The sequence below is a fragment of the Variovorax sp. AC103 genome, from assembly GCF_979254005.1.
The window spans coordinates 534,609-553,178 of record NZ_CEEDFC010000001.1; the positions used below are offsets into that span (position 1 = coordinate 534,609).

Sequence of the window (18,570 nt, forward strand, 5' to 3'; positions counted from 1 at the left end):
TTGAGCCGGCTCGGAAAAGGCCGGCAGAAAGTTAACCAAAGAGCCGCGTGACGTCGTTGAAGAGTGCGACCGACATCATGACCAGCAGCAGGGCGACACCCCCGCGCTGAAGCCGTTCCATCCAGGCGTCAGAGACGCTCTTGCCGGTCAGGCCCTCCCAAAGATAATACATCAGGTGCCCCCCATCGAGGACCGGGAGCGGCATGAGATTGAGCACGCCCAGGCTCACGCTGATGAGCGCCAGGAAGACCAGGTACTGCGTGAAACCGAGGCTCGCGGACTTGCCCGCGTAGTCCGCGATCGTGAGCGGACCGCTCAGGTTCTTGAGCGATGCCTCGCCGATGACCATCTTGCCCATCATGCGAACGGTCATTGCGGACACCTCCCAGGTGCGCACCACGCCGCGCCAGATGCCGTCGACCATTCCCTGGCGCACCATCACCATCTCAGGCGCCGTGCCGACGTAGGCGCCAATGCGCCCGACCTTCACGCCGCCCTCCTCCCGCACTTCGGGCTTCACGTCGATGGTGAGCGGCTGGCCCGCGCGCTCGAGCTGCCAGGCCTGGGTGCGCGGCTGGTCGCCGTCGACCGACGCGCGGATCACCTCGCGCAGCTGCTGTCCGTCGACGATGGCGGTGGCGCCGATGGTGCGAACCACGTCGCCGCTGCGCAGGCCGGAACGTTCGGCGGCGCTGCCGGCCATCACTTCTCCGATTTCGGGCCGGGTCAGTGGCGCCAGCACGCCGATCTTGCGGAACATCTGCGGATCGGCGTCCTTGGTCTCCATGCGGCTCAGCGGGAGCACCAACTGGCGGGCGGGTTGGCCGGCCGCGCCTGCGATTTCGAGCGTCAGGTCGTGGCCGTCGAGCGCGCCGCGCGTCATGCGCCAGCGCAGGTCCTCGAAGGACTGCACGGGCGACAGGTCGCCGTCGAAGCCCGCTTGCGTGATGTGCTCGCCGCCGCGAAGGCCCGCGGCCTCGGCCAGCGAGGCCGCCACCGGCCGCGCGAGCTTGGCCACCGGCTCCTGCACGCCGATCCAGTTGACCGCGGTGTAGAGCGCAACAGCCAGCAGCAGGTTGGCGATCGGGCCCGCGGCGACGATGGCCGCGCGCGAACGCAGGGGCTGGGTGTTGAAGGCGCGATGACGCTCTTCGGGCGCCACCGGTCCTTCACGCTCGTCGAGCATCTTCACGTACCCGCCGAGCGGGAAGGCACCGATGACGAATTCGGTCGATTGACCCGGATGCTGGCGCTTCGGCCGCCAGCGCAAAAGCGCCTTGCCGAATCCGACCGAGAAACGCTCCACCTTGACGCCGCAAGCCACGGCCACGCGGTAGTGGCCATATTCGTGCACCGCGATCAGGACGCCAAGTGCGACCACAAAGGCCATGACAGTGAGCAGCATCGGAGTCCTTGATTTCTGGGAGCGTCAGGCCGCGAAACGCCGCGCCGCCACATTGGCCGCCGCGCGCGCACTGGCATCGAGCGCCAGCAGGTCGGCGAGCGATGCCGGCTTGGAGGGCGAGACCGCCTCCAAAGTTTCCACGTTGACCGCATGAATGCGGTCGAAACTCAGGCGGCGGTCCAGGAAAGCTTCCACTGCGACCTCGTTCGCCGCATTGAGCACGGCCGTGGTGCCCGACGCTGCGCGCATTGCATGCCAGGCCAGGCCCAGGCCAGGGAACAGCGCGGCATCGGGCGCGTCGAAGCTCAGCGCCGACATCTGGCGGAAATCGAGCCGCGCCGCACCACTTTCGATGCGCTCCGGCCAAGCCAACCCGACCGCGATCGGCACCCGCATGTCGGGCGTGCCGAGCTGGGCGATGACCGAGGCGTCAGTGAACTGAACCATCGAGTGCACCACGCTCTGCGGATGAATGACCACCTCGATCTGCTCCGGCAACACGCCGAACAGATGGCGCGCCTCGATCACCTCGAGCGCCTTGTTCATCATGGTGGCCGAGTCGACCGAGATCTTGCGGCCCATCACCCAGTTCGGATGGGCACACGCCTGCTCGGGCGTGACGGCACCCAGCCTGTCGGGCGCCCAGGTGCGAAACGGGCCGCCCGAAGCGGTCAGGATGATCTTGTCGATGCGCCGCGCCCACGAGGACGGATCTTCGGGCAGCGACTGGAAGATGGCCGAGTGCTCGCTGTCGATCGGCAACAGCGTTGCACCGCCCTCGCGCACCGTGCGCATGAACAGCTCGCCGCCGACGACCAGCGCCTCCTTGTTGGCCAGCAACAGCCGCTTGCCGGCCCGCGCGGCAGCCAGGCAGGGACCGAGGCCCGCGGCGCCGACGATGGCCGCCATGACGGCGTCGACATCCTCGTGCGACGCTATCGTTTCAAGAGCATCAGGCCCAGTCAGTACGACCGTGTCCAGGCTGTTTTGCTTGATCTTTTCGGCCAGCAACGCGGCATGCGGAGCGCTGGCCATGACGGCGAAACGCGGCGAGAACCGCGCGCATTGCGCCAGCAATTCATCGACCTTGGTGGCCGCGGAGAGCGCGAACACCTCGAAGCGCCCGGGGTGCCGTGCGATGACGTCGAGCGTACTCACGCCGACCGAACCGGTCGAGCCAAGCACCGTGACGCGTTGCGGGGGAGTTTTCACAGGAAGGCCAGCATCATGGCAATGGGAAGCGCCGGCAAGAGCGCATCCACGCGATCGAGGATGCCGCCGTGCCCGGGCAGCAGCCGGCTGCTGTCCTTGGCGCCGGCACTGCGCTTGATGAGGGATTCGACGAGGTCGCCCACGACGCTCATCGCTGCGAGGAACAGCGCACCAAGCAGCAGGAGCCACCAGCCGCGCTCACTGAGACGGGTGTAGAGGCTGGCGACCGTCGCGCCGGTTGCCTTGTCGGCCCAAACCCAGGCAAAGGCCAGCACCACCACGCCGATCATCCCGCCCCATACGCCTTCCCAGCTCTTGCCGGGACTGATCGCGGGCGCGAGCTTGTTGCGGGTGAACTTGAGACCGAAGGCGCGGCCGGCGAAATAGGCGAACACGTCCGCCACCCACACCAGCACCAGAATAGACAACAGGAAGTTGATGCCGATCATTCGCGCCTGCACCGCGGCCAACCAGGCCACCCAAAGTGCCAGCAAGCCGCCCACCAGCCGCAGACCGCGCGGAATGCGCGGCCAGCCCGGCACCGCCACCCGCAGCAGCGCAGCGCCGCCCATCACCCAAGCCGCGCTGGCCAGGGTCCACATCAAGACGAGCGGCTGCTCCAGCAGGCCCAGCCACCACGACAGCGCGCACAGCACCACCGTCTCGATGCCGAGGAACACCGAAAGCCGCTGGCCGTATCCGTTCAAACGCCCCCATTCCCAGGCGCCCGCGCCGATCAGCACCAGCATGACGCAGGCGAAGGGAATGTGGTTTCGGTAGAACAGCGCTGGCAGCAGGATCGCGAGCAGCACGATCGCTGTGAGGATGCGTTGTTTGAGCATGCGGGGGATTGTCAGGCCGTCAGGCCATGGGGTGCCGAGACCTGCGCCGAGGTCTGACCGAAGCGACGCTCGCGCCCCTGGAACGCAGCGATGGCCTCGTCCAGCGCGGCCTCGTCGAATTCGGGCCACAGCCTGTCGCTGAAGAAAAGCTCTGCGTAGGCACTCTGCCAAAGCAGGAAATTGGACAACCGCTGCTCGCCGCCGGTGCGGATGAACAGGTCGGGGTCGGGCACGTGGGCCAGCGCCATGGCGCGGTCGAGGCTGATCTCGGTGATGGCCTCGCCCTGCGCCGCCAACCTGGCCGCGGCCTTCGCGATGTCCCAGCGCCCCCCGTAGTTGAAGCACACGTTGAGTTGCATGCGGGTGTTGTGGGCGGTGGCCGCTTCGGCGTCCATCAGCCCCTTCACCATCTTCGGCGACAGACCCGCTCGCTCACCGACGAAGTGCAGCCGCACGCCGTCCGCGCTGAGCCGGGGCACTTCGCGGGCGAGTGCGCCGACCATCAGCTCCATGAGTCCGGAGACTTCCTCGACAGGACGGCTCCAGTTCTCCGAGGAGAACGCGAACACCGTGAGCACGCCCACGCCGCGGTCTGCGCATGCCTTGACGCAGCGGCGCAGCGACTCCACGCCCTGCTTGTGCCCCGCGACGCGTGGCAAAAACCGCCGCGTCGCCCAACGGCCGTTGCCGTCCATGACGATGGCAACGTGGTGAGGAATGCGCGGCGATGTAGGAGCCATGGCAGGCCTCAAACGGCCATGATCTCCGCTTCCTTGGCCGTCACGAGGCGGTCGATTTCCGCGATATGGCGGTCGGTGACCTTCTGGATGTCGGCTTCGGCGCGCTTCTGGTCATCTTCCGACGCCAGCTTGTCCTTCACCAGCTTCTTGACCGACTCGTTCGCGTCGCGGCGCAGGTTGCGCGTGGCGATCTTGGCGCTTTCGCCCTCGTTGCGAACCAGCTTGGTCATTTCCTTGCGGCGCTCTTCGCTCATGGCCGGCAGCGGCACGCGGATCAGGTCGCCCATCGACGCCGGGTTCAGGCCCAGGTCGCTTTCGCGGATGGCCTTTTCGATCTTGGCGCCCATGCCCTTTTCCCAGGGCTGGACGCTGATGGTGCGCGAGTCGAGCACCGACACGTTGGCCACCTGGCTCAGCGGAACCTGCGAACCGTAGTAGTCCACGTGGATCGAGTCGAGCAGGGCCGAGTTGGCACGGCCGGTACGGATCTTGGTGAGGTTGTTCTGGAAGGCGGCGAGCGACTGATTCATCTTCAGGTCGGTCGCACTGCGGATGTCTGCAATGGTCATCTCAAATACTCCTAGGCATGCACCAGCGTGCCCTCGTCCTCGCCCATCACGACGCGCTTGAACGCACCGTTCTTGAGGATCGAGAACACCTTGATCGGCAGCTTCTGGTCGCGGCACAGCGCGAAGGCCGTGGCGTCCATGATGCCGAGATTCTGCGCAATCGCCTCGTCGAAAGTGAGCGAGGTGTAGCGCGTTGCATTGGGGTTGGTCTTGGGGTCGGCGGTGTACACGCCGTCGACCTTGGTCGCCTTGAGCACCAGCTCGGCGCCGATTTCGGCACCGCGCAGCGCTGCCGCGGTGTCGGTCGTGAAGAACGGGTTGCCCGTGCCGGCCGCGAACACCACGACCTTGCCCTCTTCGAGGTACTGCAGGGCCTTGGGGCGCACATAGGGCTCGACCACCTGCTCGATGGCGATGGCGGACATCACACGGGCCACCAGTCCCTGCTTGTCCATGGCGTCGGCCAGGGCCAGCGAATTCATGACGGTGGCCAACATGCCCATGTAGTCGGCGGTGGCGCGGTCCATGCCGACCGAGCCGCCAGCGACGCCGCGGAAAATATTGCCGCCGCCGATCACGACCGCCACCTGGACGCCCATGTTCACGACCTCCGCCACCTCCTGGACCATCCGCACGATGGTGGCGCGGTTGATGCCGAAGGCGTCATCGCCCATCAGAGCCTCTCCCGACAGCTTCAACAAGATTCGCTTGTGGGCTGGGCGGGGATCAGACATGGGCAATTTCCTTGAGTTGGCGGGGGCGAGTGTAAAACGTGGCGGTGAAAAAGCGGCGGCACGCGTTCGCGCACCGCCGCTTCAGTGGATGCGAGATCAGGCGGCAGCCTTGGCGGCGGCGACTTGTGCGGCCACTTCGGCGGCAAAGTCGTCGACCTTCTTCTCGATGCCTTCACCAACCACGTACAGGGTGAAACCCTTGATCGAGGTGTCGGCAGCCTTGAGCATCTGCTCGACGGTCTGCTTGTCGTTCTTCACGAACGGCTGGTTGTGCAGCGAAACTTCCTTGAGGAACTTCTGCACGCCGCCTTCGATGCGCTTGGCGACGATGTCGGCCGGCTGGGGCTTCTTGCCTTCGGCTTCGGCCGTCTTGCGGTCTTCTTCCGCCTTGCCGGCCGCCACTGCGCGCTCTTTTTCGATCAGCTCGGCAGGCACGTCCGACGCCTGGATCGCCACCGGCTTCATGGCTGCGATGTGCATGGCCACGTCCTTGGCCGACGTGTCGTCGCCTTCGAACTCGACCATCACGCCGATGCGCGTGCCGTGCAGGTACGAAGCCAGCTTGCCGTTGCCGTTGAAGTGCTTGAAGCGGCGGAAGCTCATGTTTTCGCCGATCTTGCCGATCAAGCCCTTGCGCACGTCTTCGAGCGTGGGGCCGAAACCGTCCTGGGCATAAGCCAGCGCGCCCAACGCGGCGATGTCCGCGGGGTTGTGCTTCGCGACCAGCATGGCGGCGGCATTGGCCAGGGCCAGGAAGCTGTCGTTCTTGGTGACGAAGTCGGTTTCGCAGTTGATTTCGATCATGCCGCCGGCAGCGCCGTCGACAAAAGCCGTCACCACGCCTTCAGCAGTGATGCGACCCGACGCCTTGCCAGCCTTGTTGCCGAGCTTGATGCGCAGCAACTCTTCGGCCTTTTCCATGTTGCCCTCGGCCTCGGTCAGGGCCTTCTTGCATTCCATCATGGGCGCGTCGGTCTTAGCGCGCAGTTCGCCGACCATGCTTGCGGTGATTGCAGCCATTTGTGTATCTCCGTAAATCCAAAAATCAGGTTAAAAAAAAGGGGCACCAAAGCCCCTTCTTCAGGCTCGCGAGCGTGCCAATCAGGCCGAAGCGCCTTCTTCGACTTCGACGAATTCGTCGCTGCCTTCGGCAACGGCCTTGACCACGTCGCCGGCGGCGTTGTTGCGGCCTTCGATGATGGCGTCGGCGATGCCACGGGCGTACAGCGCGACGGCCTTCGACGAGTCGTCGTTACCAGGAATCACGTAGTCGATGCCTTCGGGCGAGTGGTTGGAGTCCACCACACCGATCAGGGGAATGCCGAGCTTCTTGGCTTCGGCCACGGCGATCTTGTGGAAGCCCACGTCGATCACGAAGATGGCATCGGGCAGCGCGGTCATGTCCTGGATGCCGCCGATGTCCTTTTCGAGCTTCTCGATTTCGCGCGAGAAGGTCAGTTGCTCCTTCTTGCTCAGCGAGTCGAGGCCGGCTTCCTGCTGAGCCTTCATGTCCTTCAGACGCTTGATCGAGGTCTTGACGGTCTTGAAGTTGGTCAGCATGCCGCCGAGCCAGCGGGTGTCGACGAAAGGCACGCCAGCGCGGCGAGCTTCCGAAGCGACGATTTCACGAGCCTGGCGCTTCGTGCCGACCATCAGGATCGTGCCGCGGTTGGCCGTGAGTTGCTTGGCGTACTTCATCGCGTCCTGGAACATCGGGAGCGACTTTTCCAGGTTGATGATGTGAATCTTGTTGCGGTGACCGAAGATGAACGGAGCCATCTTGGGGTTCCAGAAGCGGGTTTGGTGACCGAAGTGGACACCGGCTTCCAGCATTTCGCGCATGGTGGTAGACATTAGAAATTACTCCAAAGGTTGGGTCTAAAATCCAGCCCGTTTTGCGCTCTTTTGAACAGAGTCACAACACCTTGAATGGGCCGGTTTGCGGATGTGTTTGACTGGGCGCAACGGGAGCCGTTGCCTGACAGCGAAACCCAAAGAGTATAGCACGGCCGCAGCCCCCTCCTTCCCGAATCCGAGCCGACACGGCACCCGCAACCCCACCCATGAACGACCTCCACGCCACCCGTCTCCTCCTTCTGGCAGGTGGCTCCGACGCACGCACCGAAATGGAGCGCGCCATCGGCATCGCCCAGTCCCCGGCCTGCGCCCACGTCTTCACCCGCACGCTGTTCAACGAGGCCCGCCATGGCGCCGCCGCGTCAACCCCGGAAAGCCGACTGTCGGGACTGGCCTTCACCGCCAAGGACCTGTTCGACATCGAAGGCCAGCCGACGCCCGCCGGCTCCGTGGTCCTGGCGCATGCCCCGGCAGCCCGGGCCGACGCCTTGGCCGTCGCCCGGCTGCGCGCAGCGGGCGGGGTGTTGACCGGGCGCACCAACATGACCGAGTTCGCTTTCTCGGGCGTCGGCGTCAACCCGCACCACGGCACGCCGGCCAATGCGAGCGATGCCGTCACGCCGCGCATTCCCGGCGGCTCCTCGTCCGGCGCCGCGGTCTCGGTGGCCAGCGGCGCGGCCTTCATCGGCCTGGGCTCGGACACCGGCGGCTCGATCCGCATTCCGGCCGCGCTGAACGGCATCGTCGGCTTCAAGAACACCGCTCGCCTCACCCCCGCCCAGGGGGCGCTGCCGCTGTCGACCACGCTCGACACGGTCTGCGCCATGACGCGCTCCGTGCGCGACGCCATCACCGCGCACGAAATCCTCTCGGCGCGCCGCGTGACCGCCGGCAACGCCCCGCTCGCCGCCTACAGCCTGGCCGTGGTGAAGAACGTGTTTTTCGACGGCATCGAACCCGCCGTGGCCACGGCCTTCGAGCGCTCGCTTCAGACGCTGCGCGCCTCCGGGGCCCGCATCCGGGAAATCGGGCTGCCCGAGCTCGCCGAGCTGGCCACGATCAACGCCACCGGCGGCTTCTCGGCCGCCGAGGCTCATGCCTGGCACCGCCAGCTGCTGGAGCGCAGCGGCGCCGGCTACGACCCCCGCGTGGCCCAGCGCATCCTGCGCGGCGCCACCATGAAGGCCCACGAATACATCGACCTCGTCAATGCCCGCAGCGACTGGATCGCCCGCTTGGAGTCCGCGTTGGCGCCCTTCGACGCCGTGCTGTCCCCAACCGTGCCGATCACCGCACCGACCATCGCCAGCGTGGCACCGGGCGCCGAGCGCGACGACGAGTTCTTCCGCGTCAACGCGCTGCTGCTGCGCAATCCGTCGATCGTCAACATGCTCGACGGCTGCGCCATCTCGCTGCCCTGCCACACTGCCGGCGAACTGCCGGTCGGCCTGATGCTCTGGCATGCTGCGCTGCACGACGACGCCGTGCTCGCGGTGGCGCTTCAAGCCGAGCAAGCGCTACAGAAACAATAGCTACACACGCCCGATCGACGGACGTAGCCGCCTCTTTTATCTAGAACATTCAATGAAAATCGCGATCGTGGGCGCCGGCATCATCGGCGTCACCACCGCCTGGGAACTGGTTTCCGACGGCCATGAAGTGACCGTGTTCGAGCGCCGCGGCGCCGCCGCAGAAGAAGCCAGCTTCGCCAACGCGGGCGTGGTCGCACCGGGGTACGTCACGCCCTGGGCGGCGCCCGGCATGCGCGGCAAGGTGCTGCGCTCGCTGCTGTCCTCGCACGGCGCCATCAAGCTGCGCTGGCCGCTCAGTTCGCGAGACATCGGCTGGATGTCGCGCTGGCAGAAGGCCTGCAAGCTCGAGACCTACCTGGCCAACCGTGCCCGCATGCAGCGACTGGCTTTCTACAGCCGCACCCGGCTGCATGAGGTGACCGAGGCGCGCGAGCTCAGCTACGAGCGCAGTGACGGCTACCTGGTGCTGCTTCGCTCCAAGCACGATAAAAAGATGGTTCAGCCCGGACTCGACGTGCTGCGCTCGGCCGGCAGCGTGTTCCGCGAGGTCGACGCCGACGAGGCACGCCTGCTGGAGCCGGCGCTCAACCCCGACACACCGCTCGCAGGCGCCATTTACCTGCCCGAAGACGAGGTGGCCAATTGCCGCCAGTTCGCGCTGCTGCTCAAGTGGGAAGCCGAGGCGTTCGGCGCGCAGTTTCATTTCAACTGCGACATCGCCCCCCTGAGCCGCGCGGCGCCCACCTCGCTCTCGCTGGCCAGCGGTTCCGACCCGGTTCGCTACGACGCGGTCGTGGTGTGCGCCGGCCTGGCTTCGGCCTCGCTGCTGCGCCCGCTCGGCCTGCGCATCCCGATGACACCCGTCTATGGCCACTCGGTCAGCGCGCCGATCCGCGAGCCGCTCAACGCCCCGCGCAGCGCGGTGATGGACGAACGCTACAAGGTCGCCATCTCGCGCCTGGGCCAGCGCGTGCGCGTGGCGGGCAGCGCCGAGATCGGTGGCTCGCTGGACACCATGAGTCCGGCAGCCATCCAGACGCTCTACAAGGTGCTGCACGACTGGTTCCCGGGCGCGGCCACGCTGCAATCGGGCGTTCAGCAATGGAAAGGCGCGCGGCCGATGCTGCCGGACGGGCCGCCGGTGCTGGGCGCCAGTGGCATTCCCGGCGTGTGGCTCAACCTGGGGCACGGCTCGAGCGGCTGGGCGCTGTCGTGCGGCAGCGCGCGCGTGCTGGGCGACCTGATCGGCGGACAGGACCCGGGTGTCGATCTCGAAGGCCTGGGCGTCGAGCGGCTCAGTCTCTAGGACCCCACCGGCGCAGGCGCTCCGGGCTGGGCGGCGTTTCCACCGGCAGCTCGGGCTCGGGCGGTGGCATCCACTTGCCGGCGATCCATGCCAGCAAGGCCGGCGCGATCAGCACGAAGAACACGAGGCACAGCAGGTCGGCGCCGAGCACCAGCCAGCGCATTGCGCCCGAGCCGGCCTCGGCAGGCACGTCGAGCCAGCGAATCACCCCGAAGCCATAGCCGACGCCCGCGGCCCACGCGATATCGCGCAACGGCACGCGGCGCCAAGTCACGGCCAGCAGGAACAGGCCCCACACGACGGCCAGCAAACCCAGCGCCCAACCCGCGCCGCCGATCAGCGCCATGGCCATCGCGGCGAAGCCGGCGAACCACGCCAGCAGAAGGACCAGCAGCCAGCCAAGGGTCTTGAGCGTCATCGCTCGATGATAGGAGGCACGGCGTCACAATGGCCCGATGCACCGCATCACGTCCGCCACAGCCGCCGATCTGTTCGACATCGCCGCCACGCGCCGCATCGAGCAGGCCGCCGCCGCCCTGCCCGGCCACGCGCTGTTGCAGCGCGCAGGCCTTGCGGTGGCGCGGCTGGCGATGGCGCTGGCGCCACATGCTCGCACCGTCTGGGTGGCTTGCGGCCCGGGCAACAACGGGGGCGACGGCTTCGAGGCCGCGGCGCAGTTGCGGCATCGGGGCTTCTTTCCTGTGGTCACCTTTGTCGGCGATGAACACCGCTTGCCGCCGGACGCCAAGACGTCGCTGCAGCGTGCCCGCGATGCGGGCGTCACTTTTGCATCGACGCCGCCGTCGACCTATGACCTCGCCATCGACGCGTTGCTCGGCATCGGATCGACGCGGCCGCCCGAAGGCACGATGGCCGAATGGCTGGCGACGATGCATGCCGGCCCGCAGCCGGTGCTCAGCGTGGACGTGCCCTCGGGCCTGAACGCGGACACCGGCACGCTGCCTCCCGGCACCGGCCACACGTCCACGTCGCCCCGCACCTGCCTCACATTCCTCACGCTGAAGCCCGGCCTGTTCACCGCGCAAGGCCGCGACGCGGCAGGCACCGTGTGGTTCGACGACCTGGGCTGCAGCGCATTCAAGGACACCCCATCAGCCCGTCTCGCCGGCACGCCGCAAGCGCAGCAGCGCACCCATGCCTCGCACAAGGGCAGCTACGGCGACGTCGCGGTGGTGGGCGGTGCGTCCGGCATGGCCGGCGCGGCGCTGCTGGCCGGCTCCGCTGCGCTGCACGCCGGCGCGGGGCGCGTGTTCGTCGGGCTCCTCGACGTGAGCGCCGCGCCGGTCGACACCGCGCAACCCGAACTGATGCTGCGCGACGCGCGTGCACTGGACCTGTCGGCCATGACGGCCGTGTGCGGTTGCGGTGGTGGAGAGGCCGTGCGCGAACTGCTGCCGCGCGTGCTGTCGACGGCAGCGGCACTGGTGATCGATGCCGATGCGCTCAATGCCATCGCTTCCGATGACGCGCTGCAAGCGCAGTTGGTGTCACGAGGACGAAGCGGATCGCCCACCGTGATCACGCCGCATCCGCTGGAAGCCGCACGGCTGTTGGGTTGCAGCGCGGCCGAAATTCAGGCCGACCGGCTGGCAGCCGCACGCCGGCTCGCGGCGCGCTTCGGCGTCGTGGCAGTGCTCAAGGGGTCGGGAACCGTGATTGCCGCCGCGGGCACTGTGCCGCCAGTCATCAACATGACCGGCAATGCCCGCCTTGCGACAGCGGGCACCGGGGACGTGCTGGCCGGCATGATCGGCGCGGCGCTGGCCATGCGCAGGCCGGCGTTCGACGCGGCCTGCGATGCCGTCTGGCAGCACGGCCACATCGCCGACACATGGCCGGCCGATGCAGCCCCGCTCGCGGCCGGCACGCTGGCCCGCCGCGCGCCTGTCTGACAGCGCCTAGCCGCGACCGACGAAGGGCATCTTCGTCGCCATGATGGTGTGGAACAGCACGTTGGCTTCCAGCGGCAAGTTGGCCATGTAGAGCACCGACTGGCCCACGATCTTGACGTCGATCAGCGGCTCGATCGCGAGCTCGCCGTTGGCCTGCGGCACGCCCTTGGCCATGCGCGAGGCCAGTTCGGTCATGGCATTGCCCACGTCCACCTGCCCCACTGCGATGTCGTACTTGCGCCCGTCGAGCGACGCGGTCTTGGTCAGGCCTTCGACCGCATGCTTGGTCGACGTGTAGGCCGCCGAGTTGGGCCGCGGCGCGGTGGCCGAGATGGAGCCGTTGTTGATGATGCGCCCGCCCTGCGGTGTCTGCGCCTTCATCGTGCGGAACGCCTGCTGGATGCAGAAGAACATGCCCGTGAGGTTGATGTCGACCACGCCTTGCCACTGTTCCGGCGTCCAGTCCTCGAACGGACCCGGCGGGTTGCCCACGCCGGCGTTGTTGAACAGCAGGTCGACGCGGCCGAAGCGTTCGACCGTGGCGGCGAAAAGCGCCTGAACCGACTCGGCCTTGGCCACGTCGGTGGGCACCGCAAAGGCGCGCGCGCCGGCGCCCGATTCTTCCGCCACCTGCTCCAGCGGCTCCAGCCGGCGCCCGGCCAGCACCACGCGCCAGCCGTCGCCCAGCAACGCCAGCGCGGCGGCGCGGCCAATGCCCGAGCCCGCTCCCGTGACGATGGCGATGCGGCCCTTGTTGTCTTCAGCGCTCATGCTCTGTGTCTCTTTCTTTGTCTTCGGTAGGTCGATGGTTCATGCGGTACGGCATCAGCGGCGCGGCTTGCGCCCCTTCATCTTGTTGGCGGCCTTCTTGACCGCCGACTTGAAGGCCTGCATCGCCGACTGCGGGCCGACCGCGGCCGAACCGCCATGGTCCACGCGCTCGACGCGTTCCGCCCGCTCACCGCGCGGCTCGGCGCCGCCGGCCTCGCCCTTGTGGCGCGAACCGCGCTTGGCCGACGCCTTGACCGGCGCGCCCGACGATGCGGCACCCTTGTCCTTCATGGCGCGTGACGTGAGGTCTTCGCCTTCGCGCACGAGGCGGAAGTCGATCTTGCGGCCGTCCAGGTCGACGCGGCTCACCTGCACCCGCACGCGCGTGCCGATGGCATAGCGGATGCCGGTGCGCTCGCCGCGCAGCTCCTGGCGCATTTCGTCGAACTTGAAGTACTCGCCGCCGAGTTCGGTGATGTGCACCAGCCCTTCGACGTACATCGCGTCGAGCGTGACGAAGATGCCGAAGGTGGTGGCCGCCGAGACCACGCCGCCGTATTCCTCGCCCAGGTGCTCGCGCATGTACTTGCACTTGAGCCAGGCCTCGACGTCGCGGCTGGCTTCGTCGGCGCGGCGCTCGTTGGCGCTGCAATGCAGGCCCGCGGCTTCCCAGGCCAGCACTTCCTTGGTGGGCGCGATGGTGGCCTTTTGCGGCTTGGTCGTGGGCGCCTTCACGCGCGACGCCAGGCGCTTGGCCAGCTTGGCATGCGCCTCGCCCGGCGTGGGCAGCATCGGCAGCTGATAGCGCGTCTTGGTCAAGAGCGCCTTGATCACGCGATGCACCAGCAAGTCCGGATAGCGCCGGATCGGGCTCGTGAAGTGCGTGTAGGCCTCGTACGCCAGGCCGAAGTGGCCGCTGTTGAACGGCGTGTAGATCGCCTGCTGCATGGAGCGCAACAGCATGGTGTGGATCTGCTGCGCGTCGGGGCGGTCCTTGGTGGCCGCGGCGATCGCCTGGAACTCGCCCGGCTTGGGGTCGTCGGTGATGCTCAGGCCGACACCCATGGCCTTCAGGTAGCCGCGCAGGATTTCCTTCTTCTCGGCGGTCGGTCCTTCGTGCACGCGGAACAGGCCCGGATGCTTGCCTTCGGCGATGAAGTCGGCGCTGCAGACGTTGGCTGCGAGCATCGCTTCTTCGATGACACGGTGCGCTTCGTTGCGCGTTCGCGGCACGATCTTCTCGATGCGGCCCGCGTCGTCGCAGATGATCTGCGTCTCGGTGGTCTCGAAGTCGACCGCGCCGCGCTTGCCGCGCTGCTTGAGCAGCGCCTTGTAGACGTCGGCGAGATTGAGCAGGTCCTTCACGCGGTCCTTGCGCTTGGCCGCTTCAGGCCCGCGCGTGTTACCGAGGATGGCCGCCACTTCGGTGTACGTGAAGCGCGCGTGGCTGAACATCACGGCGGGGTAGAACTGGTAGGCGTAGATCTCGCCATCGGCTGCCACCAGCATGTCGCACACCATGCACAGGCGTTCGACCTCGGGGTTCAGCGAGCACAGCCCGTTGGACAGCTTCTCCGGCAGCATCGGAATGACGCGGCGCGGAAAGTAGACGCTGGTGGCGCGGTCGTACGCATCGATGTCGATGCCCGAACCGGTCTGCACATAGGCGCTGACGTCGGCAATGGCCACCAGCAGGCGCCAGCCCTTGCCACGGCCGACCTTCGCGGGCTCGCAGTACACGGCGTCGTCGAAGTCGCGCGCATCTTCGCCGTCGATGGTGACGAGCGGGATGTCGGTGAGGTCGACGCGTCCCTTCTTGTCGGCGGGACGGACCTTCTCGGGCAGAGCCTTGGCCTCGGCCAGGCACTCCGCGGAAAACTCATGCGGCACGCCGTACTTGCGCACGGCGATTTCGATTTCCATGCCGGGGTCGTCGATCTCGCCCAGCACCTCTTTCACGCGGCCCACGGGCTGGCCGAACAACGCCGGCGGCTCGGTGAGCTGCACCACGACAACCTGTCCCACCTTGGCGGGGCCGGTCGCGCCCTTCGGAATCAGAACGTCTTGTCCGTACCGCTTGTCCTCGGGAGCAACGAGCCAGATCCCGCCTTCGTGCAGCAGGCGGCCGATGATCGGTTGCTCCGGACGATCGACGATTTCGACCACGCGTCCCTCGGGGCGACCACGGCGGTCCTGTCGCACGACACGCGCCTTGACGCGGTCCTTGTGAAGCACGGCACGCATCTCGTTCGGGGGCAGATAGATGTCTGCCTCACCGTCGTCGCGCTGCACGAAACCGTGGCCGTCGCGATGACCTTGAACGGTTCCTTCGAATTCATCCAGCACGCCGCTGGAAGTGACATTATTTTTGATATGATCTCCTTCTTTCCTGAAATTCAAAACATAACTGCTTCGGCAGTTCTGTGGGCCCAGATGGCGGAATTGGTAGACGCACTAGTTTCAGGTACTAGCGAGTAACATCGTGGAGGTTCGAGTCCTCTTCTGGGCACCAAGTTTAAACAGACCTTTACCAGGTCATTCGATTCAAGCCACCGGTCTCCGGTGGCTTTTTTCATGGCCGTTTGAATCAGCATCAAACGGGCAACGCGGCCGAGCTTCGACACGCAAGGCGCAATGATGCACAAACGACCGAACTCGACAGCCAAAAGGCCGCAAAAAGTTTGGTATGATCGCAGTCTTTGCTGAGAAGCAAAAAAACATGACTGCTTCGGCAGGCATGAAGCCCAGATGGCGGAATTGGTAGACGCACTAGTTTCAGGTACTAGCGAGTAACATCGTGGAGGTTCGAGTCCTCTTCTGGGCACCAAATTCAAGCTGACCCCCGCAAGGTCATTCGAAACAAGCCACCGGTCTCCGGTGGCTTTTTTCTTGTCCATTCGAATCTGCATCAAATGGGCAATGCGATCAGGTCGTGCCCCTCGGCGCCCACGATCCGCGCGCGAGTGAACTCACCGACCTTCAGCGTCTTGCTGATCTTCTCGGGCGGCAGCAGGCGGACCGTGCCGTCGATTTCCGGTGCATCGGCGTAGGTACGCCCCATACCGCCCTTGCGGCCCATGCCTGGCGCCGAATCGACCAGCACCTGCATCGTCGCGCCAATTCTTTTTTGCAGCTTCGCGATCGACACGGCTTCGGCCACTTCCATGAAACGCGCGCGACGCGCTTCGCGTTCGGCCCCGGGCAGCATGCCCGGAATGTCGTTGGCAGTTGCGCCTTCGACCGGGCTGTAGGCAAAGCAACCGGCACGGTCGATTTCAGCCTCACGAATGAAGTCGAGCAGATGCTCGAATTCCTGCTCCGTCTCGCCCGGGAAGCCGGCAATGAAGGTGCTGCGGATCACGAGTTCCGGGCACACCTCGCGCCAACGCGCCAGCCGCTCCAGGTTCTTTTCGCCGCTGGCGGGGCGCTTCATGCGCTTGAGCACATCGGGGTGGCTGTGCTGCAGCGGCACATCGAGGTACGGCAAGACCGAACCACTGGCCATCAACGGAATGATCTCGTCGACGCTGGGATACGGATACACGTAGTGCAGGCGAACCCACGCGCCATAAGGCTCGGCGATTTTGCCCAACGTACGCACCAGTTCGAGCATGCGCGTCTTGACCGGCTTGCCGTCCCAGAACCCGGTGCGGTACTTCACGTCGACGCCGTAGGCCGAAGTGTCCTGGCTGATCACCAACAGTTCTTTCACGCCGCCTTCGAACAGGGCCTTGGCCTCGCTCAACACGTCGCCAACCGGGCGCGACACAAGGTCGCCGCGCATCGAGGGAATGATGCAGAAGGTGCAGCGGTGATTGCAGCCTTCGCTGATCTTCAGATAGGCGTAGTGGCGCGGCGTCAGCTTCAGGCCTGCCACGCCAAATGCGTTCGGAACCAGATCGATGAACGGATCGTGCGGCTTGGGCAGGTTCGCGTGCACCGCATCCATCACCTCTTGCGTGGCGTGCGGACCGGTAACGGCCAGAACGCTCGGGTGCATCTGGCGCACGAGGTTGCCGCCCTGGTCGCCGGTCTTGGCGCCAAGGCAGCCGGTGACAATCACGCGACCGTTCTCGGCCAGCGCTTCACCGATGGTGTCCAGGCTTTCCCGCACGGCATCGTCGATGAAGCCGCAGGTGTTGACGATCACAAGATCGGCACCTTCGAAAGTCTTGGAGGTTTGATAGCCCTCGGCACTCAGCCGGGTCAAGATCAATTCGGAATCGGTCAGGGCCTTGGGGCAGCCAAGGCTCACAAAGCCGACCTTGGGGGTGGTCGACTTGGTCGTACGTTCGGGGGAGGCAACTTCGCTCATATGCCTCTATTGTCCCAGCTATCGGCAACAACGGGGACACGATTGGACAACCTCCGCCCTTGCCAGCGGGGTAAGCGCTTTTGGTCAGCCGAACGGCGCTCAGGGACGCTTGATGCCAAAGGCCCCCAATACCTGCTCTGCGTTCTTCTGCATCTGCTCCTGCATTTGCACAAAAACCGTCTTCGACTGCTCGACATAGTTACCCATGAGCCCCTGAAGCATGGGCGACTGCATGCTCATGAAGCGCGACCACATCTCGGGCGTCAGACCCTCCGCCTTGTCGGCCAGCTGGGCCTGCACCTCGGTCATGGCCTGGATGTTCTTCTCCAGGTAAGGCCCCATGTAGCCCTGCATCGCCTGCCCATAGAAGCGGATGATGTGCGAGAGCACCTGCTCGGTGAACATCGGCGCGCCGCCCGCTTCTTCTTCCAGGATGATCTGCAAAAGAATGCTGCGCGTGAGGTCGTCGCCGGTCTTGGCATCACGCACCACGAACTGGGCACTCTGAATGACCAGCTGCTTCACCTCGGCGAGCGTGATGTACGTGGATGTCTCGGTGTCGTAGAGCCTTCGGTTCGGGTACTTCTTGATCACACGCTGTACCGGTTTGACCCCGGACTTCTTGCTCTGCACTGCGGACTCCTTCACATGGACGCCCATGTCATCGGATGATTCTAGGGAGCGGTTTTGCTGCGCCGCGACAAGGTTTACCCTGACCGCGCGCTGCTCTTTCAGTCCTGCGATGCCGCGTACTCCGCACCGCACGAGTGGCAGGACGCGGTCTCGGCCCGCTCTTGCGTGGCTTCGCGAAAATGAAGCGGGGTTTTCTGCCCATAGACCACCCAGCAACGCGGGCAGTGCTCTTGACCTACCGTCGGCAAGTAGGCGCGGGCACGCTGTTCGGCGCGCTCCTCCGTCAGCGGCACCCCCAGACGTTGGGCGCGCGCCACTTCCCGCGCAGCCATGGTTTCGGTGCGGCCGGCTGCATCGTCGTTGATGCCGTAGACGGCACGCGCAAACTCAAGGGGAGCCTGCCTCAACAATGCAGCAAGGCGCTTGTCGGCATGAGCCCGATCAACCAGCGTTGATCGCGTATTCATCGGATCGCTTATCAAGAAATTTGGAAATGGTTTGCAGTGTGATCAAGGTAGCACAACAAGATGTACCAAGGTCTTTTCTGCATCACCACTGAGGACGATAAAGACACCGGGGAACCCGTGTCTGCTCTGTTCGATGGATCCGGTGGTTGGCCGGGATTGAACAGAAATTGGTAGGCGCGATTGGACTCGAACCAACGACCCCCACCATGTCAAGGTGGTGCTCTAACCAGCTGAGCTACGCGCCTAAGGATGTGTCCGAGAAGCGTCTATTGTA

Annotated in this window: 17 protein-coding genes and 3 tRNA genes; 5 read left to right on the forward strand and 15 right to left on the reverse strand. The window is 65.7% G+C overall.

Going from position 1 to position 18,570, the window contains the following annotated elements; all coding sequences use genetic code 11:
- Positions 1-31: 31 nt before the first annotated feature.
- The 8 genes from rseP to rpsB all read right to left on the reverse strand — a co-directional run bounded on the left by rseP (position 32) and on the right by rpsB (position 7,356).
- The gene (rseP, locus tag AC0IYU_RS02430; protein ID WP_472112606.1) at positions 32-1,405 is read right to left on the reverse strand and encodes an RIP metalloprotease RseP; all 1,374 of its coding nucleotides are present in this window, start codon (positions 1,403-1,405) and stop codon (positions 32-34) included.
- A gap of 24 nt (positions 1,406-1,429) precedes the next feature.
- A complete protein-coding gene (gene ispC / locus AC0IYU_RS02435; protein WP_472112609.1) occupies positions 1,430-2,617 on the reverse strand; it encodes a 1-deoxy-D-xylulose-5-phosphate reductoisomerase in 1,188 nt (395 codons plus the stop codon).
- Positions 2,614-3,459 carry a phosphatidate cytidylyltransferase gene (locus AC0IYU_RS02440; RefSeq protein WP_472112612.1) on the reverse strand — a complete coding sequence of 282 codons (846 nt, stop codon included), beginning with the start codon at positions 3,457-3,459 and terminating at the stop codon, positions 2,614-2,616. The genes ispC and AC0IYU_RS02440 overlap by 4 nt, the downstream gene beginning before the upstream one ends.
- Before the next feature lie 11 nt (positions 3,460-3,470).
- Positions 3,471-4,199 (reverse strand): polyprenyl diphosphate synthase, encoded by a 729-nt coding sequence (uppS, locus tag AC0IYU_RS02445; protein WP_472112615.1) that lies wholly within the window; start codon positions 4,197-4,199, stop codon positions 3,471-3,473.
- Positions 4,200-4,207: 8 nt separating this feature from the next.
- On the reverse strand, positions 4,208-4,768 hold the full coding sequence (gene frr / locus AC0IYU_RS02450; protein WP_435435974.1) for a ribosome recycling factor: 561 nt from the start codon (positions 4,766-4,768) through the stop codon (positions 4,208-4,210).
- 11 nt (positions 4,769-4,779) lie between these two features.
- Positions 4,780-5,502: a UMP kinase gene (gene pyrH, locus AC0IYU_RS02455; protein ID WP_435435973.1), complete on the reverse strand. Its 723-nt coding sequence runs from the start codon at positions 5,500-5,502 to the stop codon at positions 4,780-4,782.
- A gap of 96 nt (positions 5,503-5,598) precedes the next feature.
- Positions 5,599-6,522: a translation elongation factor Ts gene (gene tsf / locus AC0IYU_RS02460; protein ID WP_472112618.1), complete on the reverse strand. Its 924-nt coding sequence runs from the start codon at positions 6,520-6,522 to the stop codon at positions 5,599-5,601.
- An 81-nt stretch (positions 6,523-6,603) separates the two neighbouring features.
- Complete coding sequence (gene rpsB / locus AC0IYU_RS02465; protein WP_435435971.1) at positions 6,604-7,356, reverse strand: 30S ribosomal protein S2; 753 nt, start codon at positions 7,354-7,356, stop codon at positions 6,604-6,606.
- Positions 7,357-7,565: 209 nt separating this feature from the next.
- Here rpsB and AC0IYU_RS02470 point away from each other — a divergent pair, with 209 nt between their 5' ends.
- Together AC0IYU_RS02470 and AC0IYU_RS02475 are read left to right on the forward strand one after the other, a co-directional pair.
- Positions 7,566-8,891 (forward strand): amidase, encoded by a 1,326-nt coding sequence (locus tag AC0IYU_RS02470; RefSeq protein ID WP_472112621.1) that lies wholly within the window; start codon positions 7,566-7,568, stop codon positions 8,889-8,891.
- Positions 8,892-8,943: 52 nt separating this feature from the next.
- Positions 8,944-10,197, forward strand: coding sequence for a D-amino acid dehydrogenase (locus tag AC0IYU_RS02475; protein WP_472112624.1), 1,254 nt, complete (start codon positions 8,944-8,946; stop codon positions 10,195-10,197).
- On the opposite strand, the gene AC0IYU_RS02480 is transcribed toward AC0IYU_RS02475, so the two are convergent.
- Positions 10,187-10,615 (reverse strand): hypothetical protein, encoded by a 429-nt coding sequence (locus tag AC0IYU_RS02480; protein ID WP_472112626.1) that lies wholly within the window; start codon positions 10,613-10,615, stop codon positions 10,187-10,189. The genes AC0IYU_RS02475 and AC0IYU_RS02480 overlap by 11 nt on opposite strands.
- Before the next feature lie 37 nt (positions 10,616-10,652).
- Between AC0IYU_RS02480 and AC0IYU_RS02485 the strand changes: the two genes are divergently transcribed.
- Positions 10,653-12,110, forward strand: coding sequence for an NAD(P)H-hydrate dehydratase (locus tag AC0IYU_RS02485; protein ID WP_472112629.1), 1,458 nt, complete (start codon positions 10,653-10,655; stop codon positions 12,108-12,110).
- 6 nt (positions 12,111-12,116) lie between these two features.
- Here the strand turns inward: AC0IYU_RS02485 and AC0IYU_RS02490 are convergent, their stop codons facing one another.
- Positions 12,117-12,881 (reverse strand): SDR family oxidoreductase, encoded by a 765-nt coding sequence (locus tag AC0IYU_RS02490; protein ID WP_435435966.1) that lies wholly within the window; start codon positions 12,879-12,881, stop codon positions 12,117-12,119.
- A gap of 54 nt (positions 12,882-12,935) precedes the next feature.
- Positions 12,936-15,227 carry a ribonuclease R gene (gene rnr, locus AC0IYU_RS02495; RefSeq protein WP_472112631.1) on the reverse strand — a complete coding sequence of 764 codons (2,292 nt, stop codon included), beginning with the start codon at positions 15,225-15,227 and terminating at the stop codon, positions 12,936-12,938.
- Positions 15,228-15,308: 81 nt separating this feature from the next.
- Between rnr and AC0IYU_RS02500 the strand changes: the two genes are divergently transcribed.
- Together AC0IYU_RS02500 and AC0IYU_RS02505 are read left to right on the forward strand one after the other, a co-directional pair.
- Positions 15,309-15,393, forward strand: a tRNA-Leu gene (locus AC0IYU_RS02500).
- A gap of 230 nt (positions 15,394-15,623) precedes the next feature.
- Positions 15,624-15,708 (forward strand) — tRNA-Leu (locus AC0IYU_RS02505).
- 81 nt (positions 15,709-15,789) lie between these two features.
- Here the strand turns inward: AC0IYU_RS02505 and rimO are convergent.
- The 4 genes from rimO to AC0IYU_RS02525 form a co-directional block, all read right to left on the reverse strand.
- Positions 15,790-17,196 (reverse strand): 30S ribosomal protein S12 methylthiotransferase RimO, encoded by a 1,407-nt coding sequence (gene rimO, locus AC0IYU_RS02510; protein ID WP_472112634.1) that lies wholly within the window; start codon positions 17,194-17,196, stop codon positions 15,790-15,792.
- Between the two features lie 99 nt (positions 17,197-17,295).
- A complete protein-coding gene (gene phaR, locus AC0IYU_RS02515; protein ID WP_435435963.1) occupies positions 17,296-17,856 on the reverse strand; it encodes a polyhydroxyalkanoate synthesis repressor PhaR in 561 nt (186 codons plus the stop codon).
- Between the two features lie 71 nt (positions 17,857-17,927).
- Positions 17,928-18,296 carry a hypothetical protein gene (locus AC0IYU_RS02520; RefSeq protein ID WP_472112636.1) on the reverse strand — a complete coding sequence of 123 codons (369 nt, stop codon included), beginning with the start codon at positions 18,294-18,296 and terminating at the stop codon, positions 17,928-17,930.
- 168 nt (positions 18,297-18,464) lie between these two features.
- Positions 18,465-18,541: transfer RNA gene (locus AC0IYU_RS02525), tRNA-Val, on the reverse strand.
- Positions 18,542-18,570: the final 29 nt, after the last annotated feature.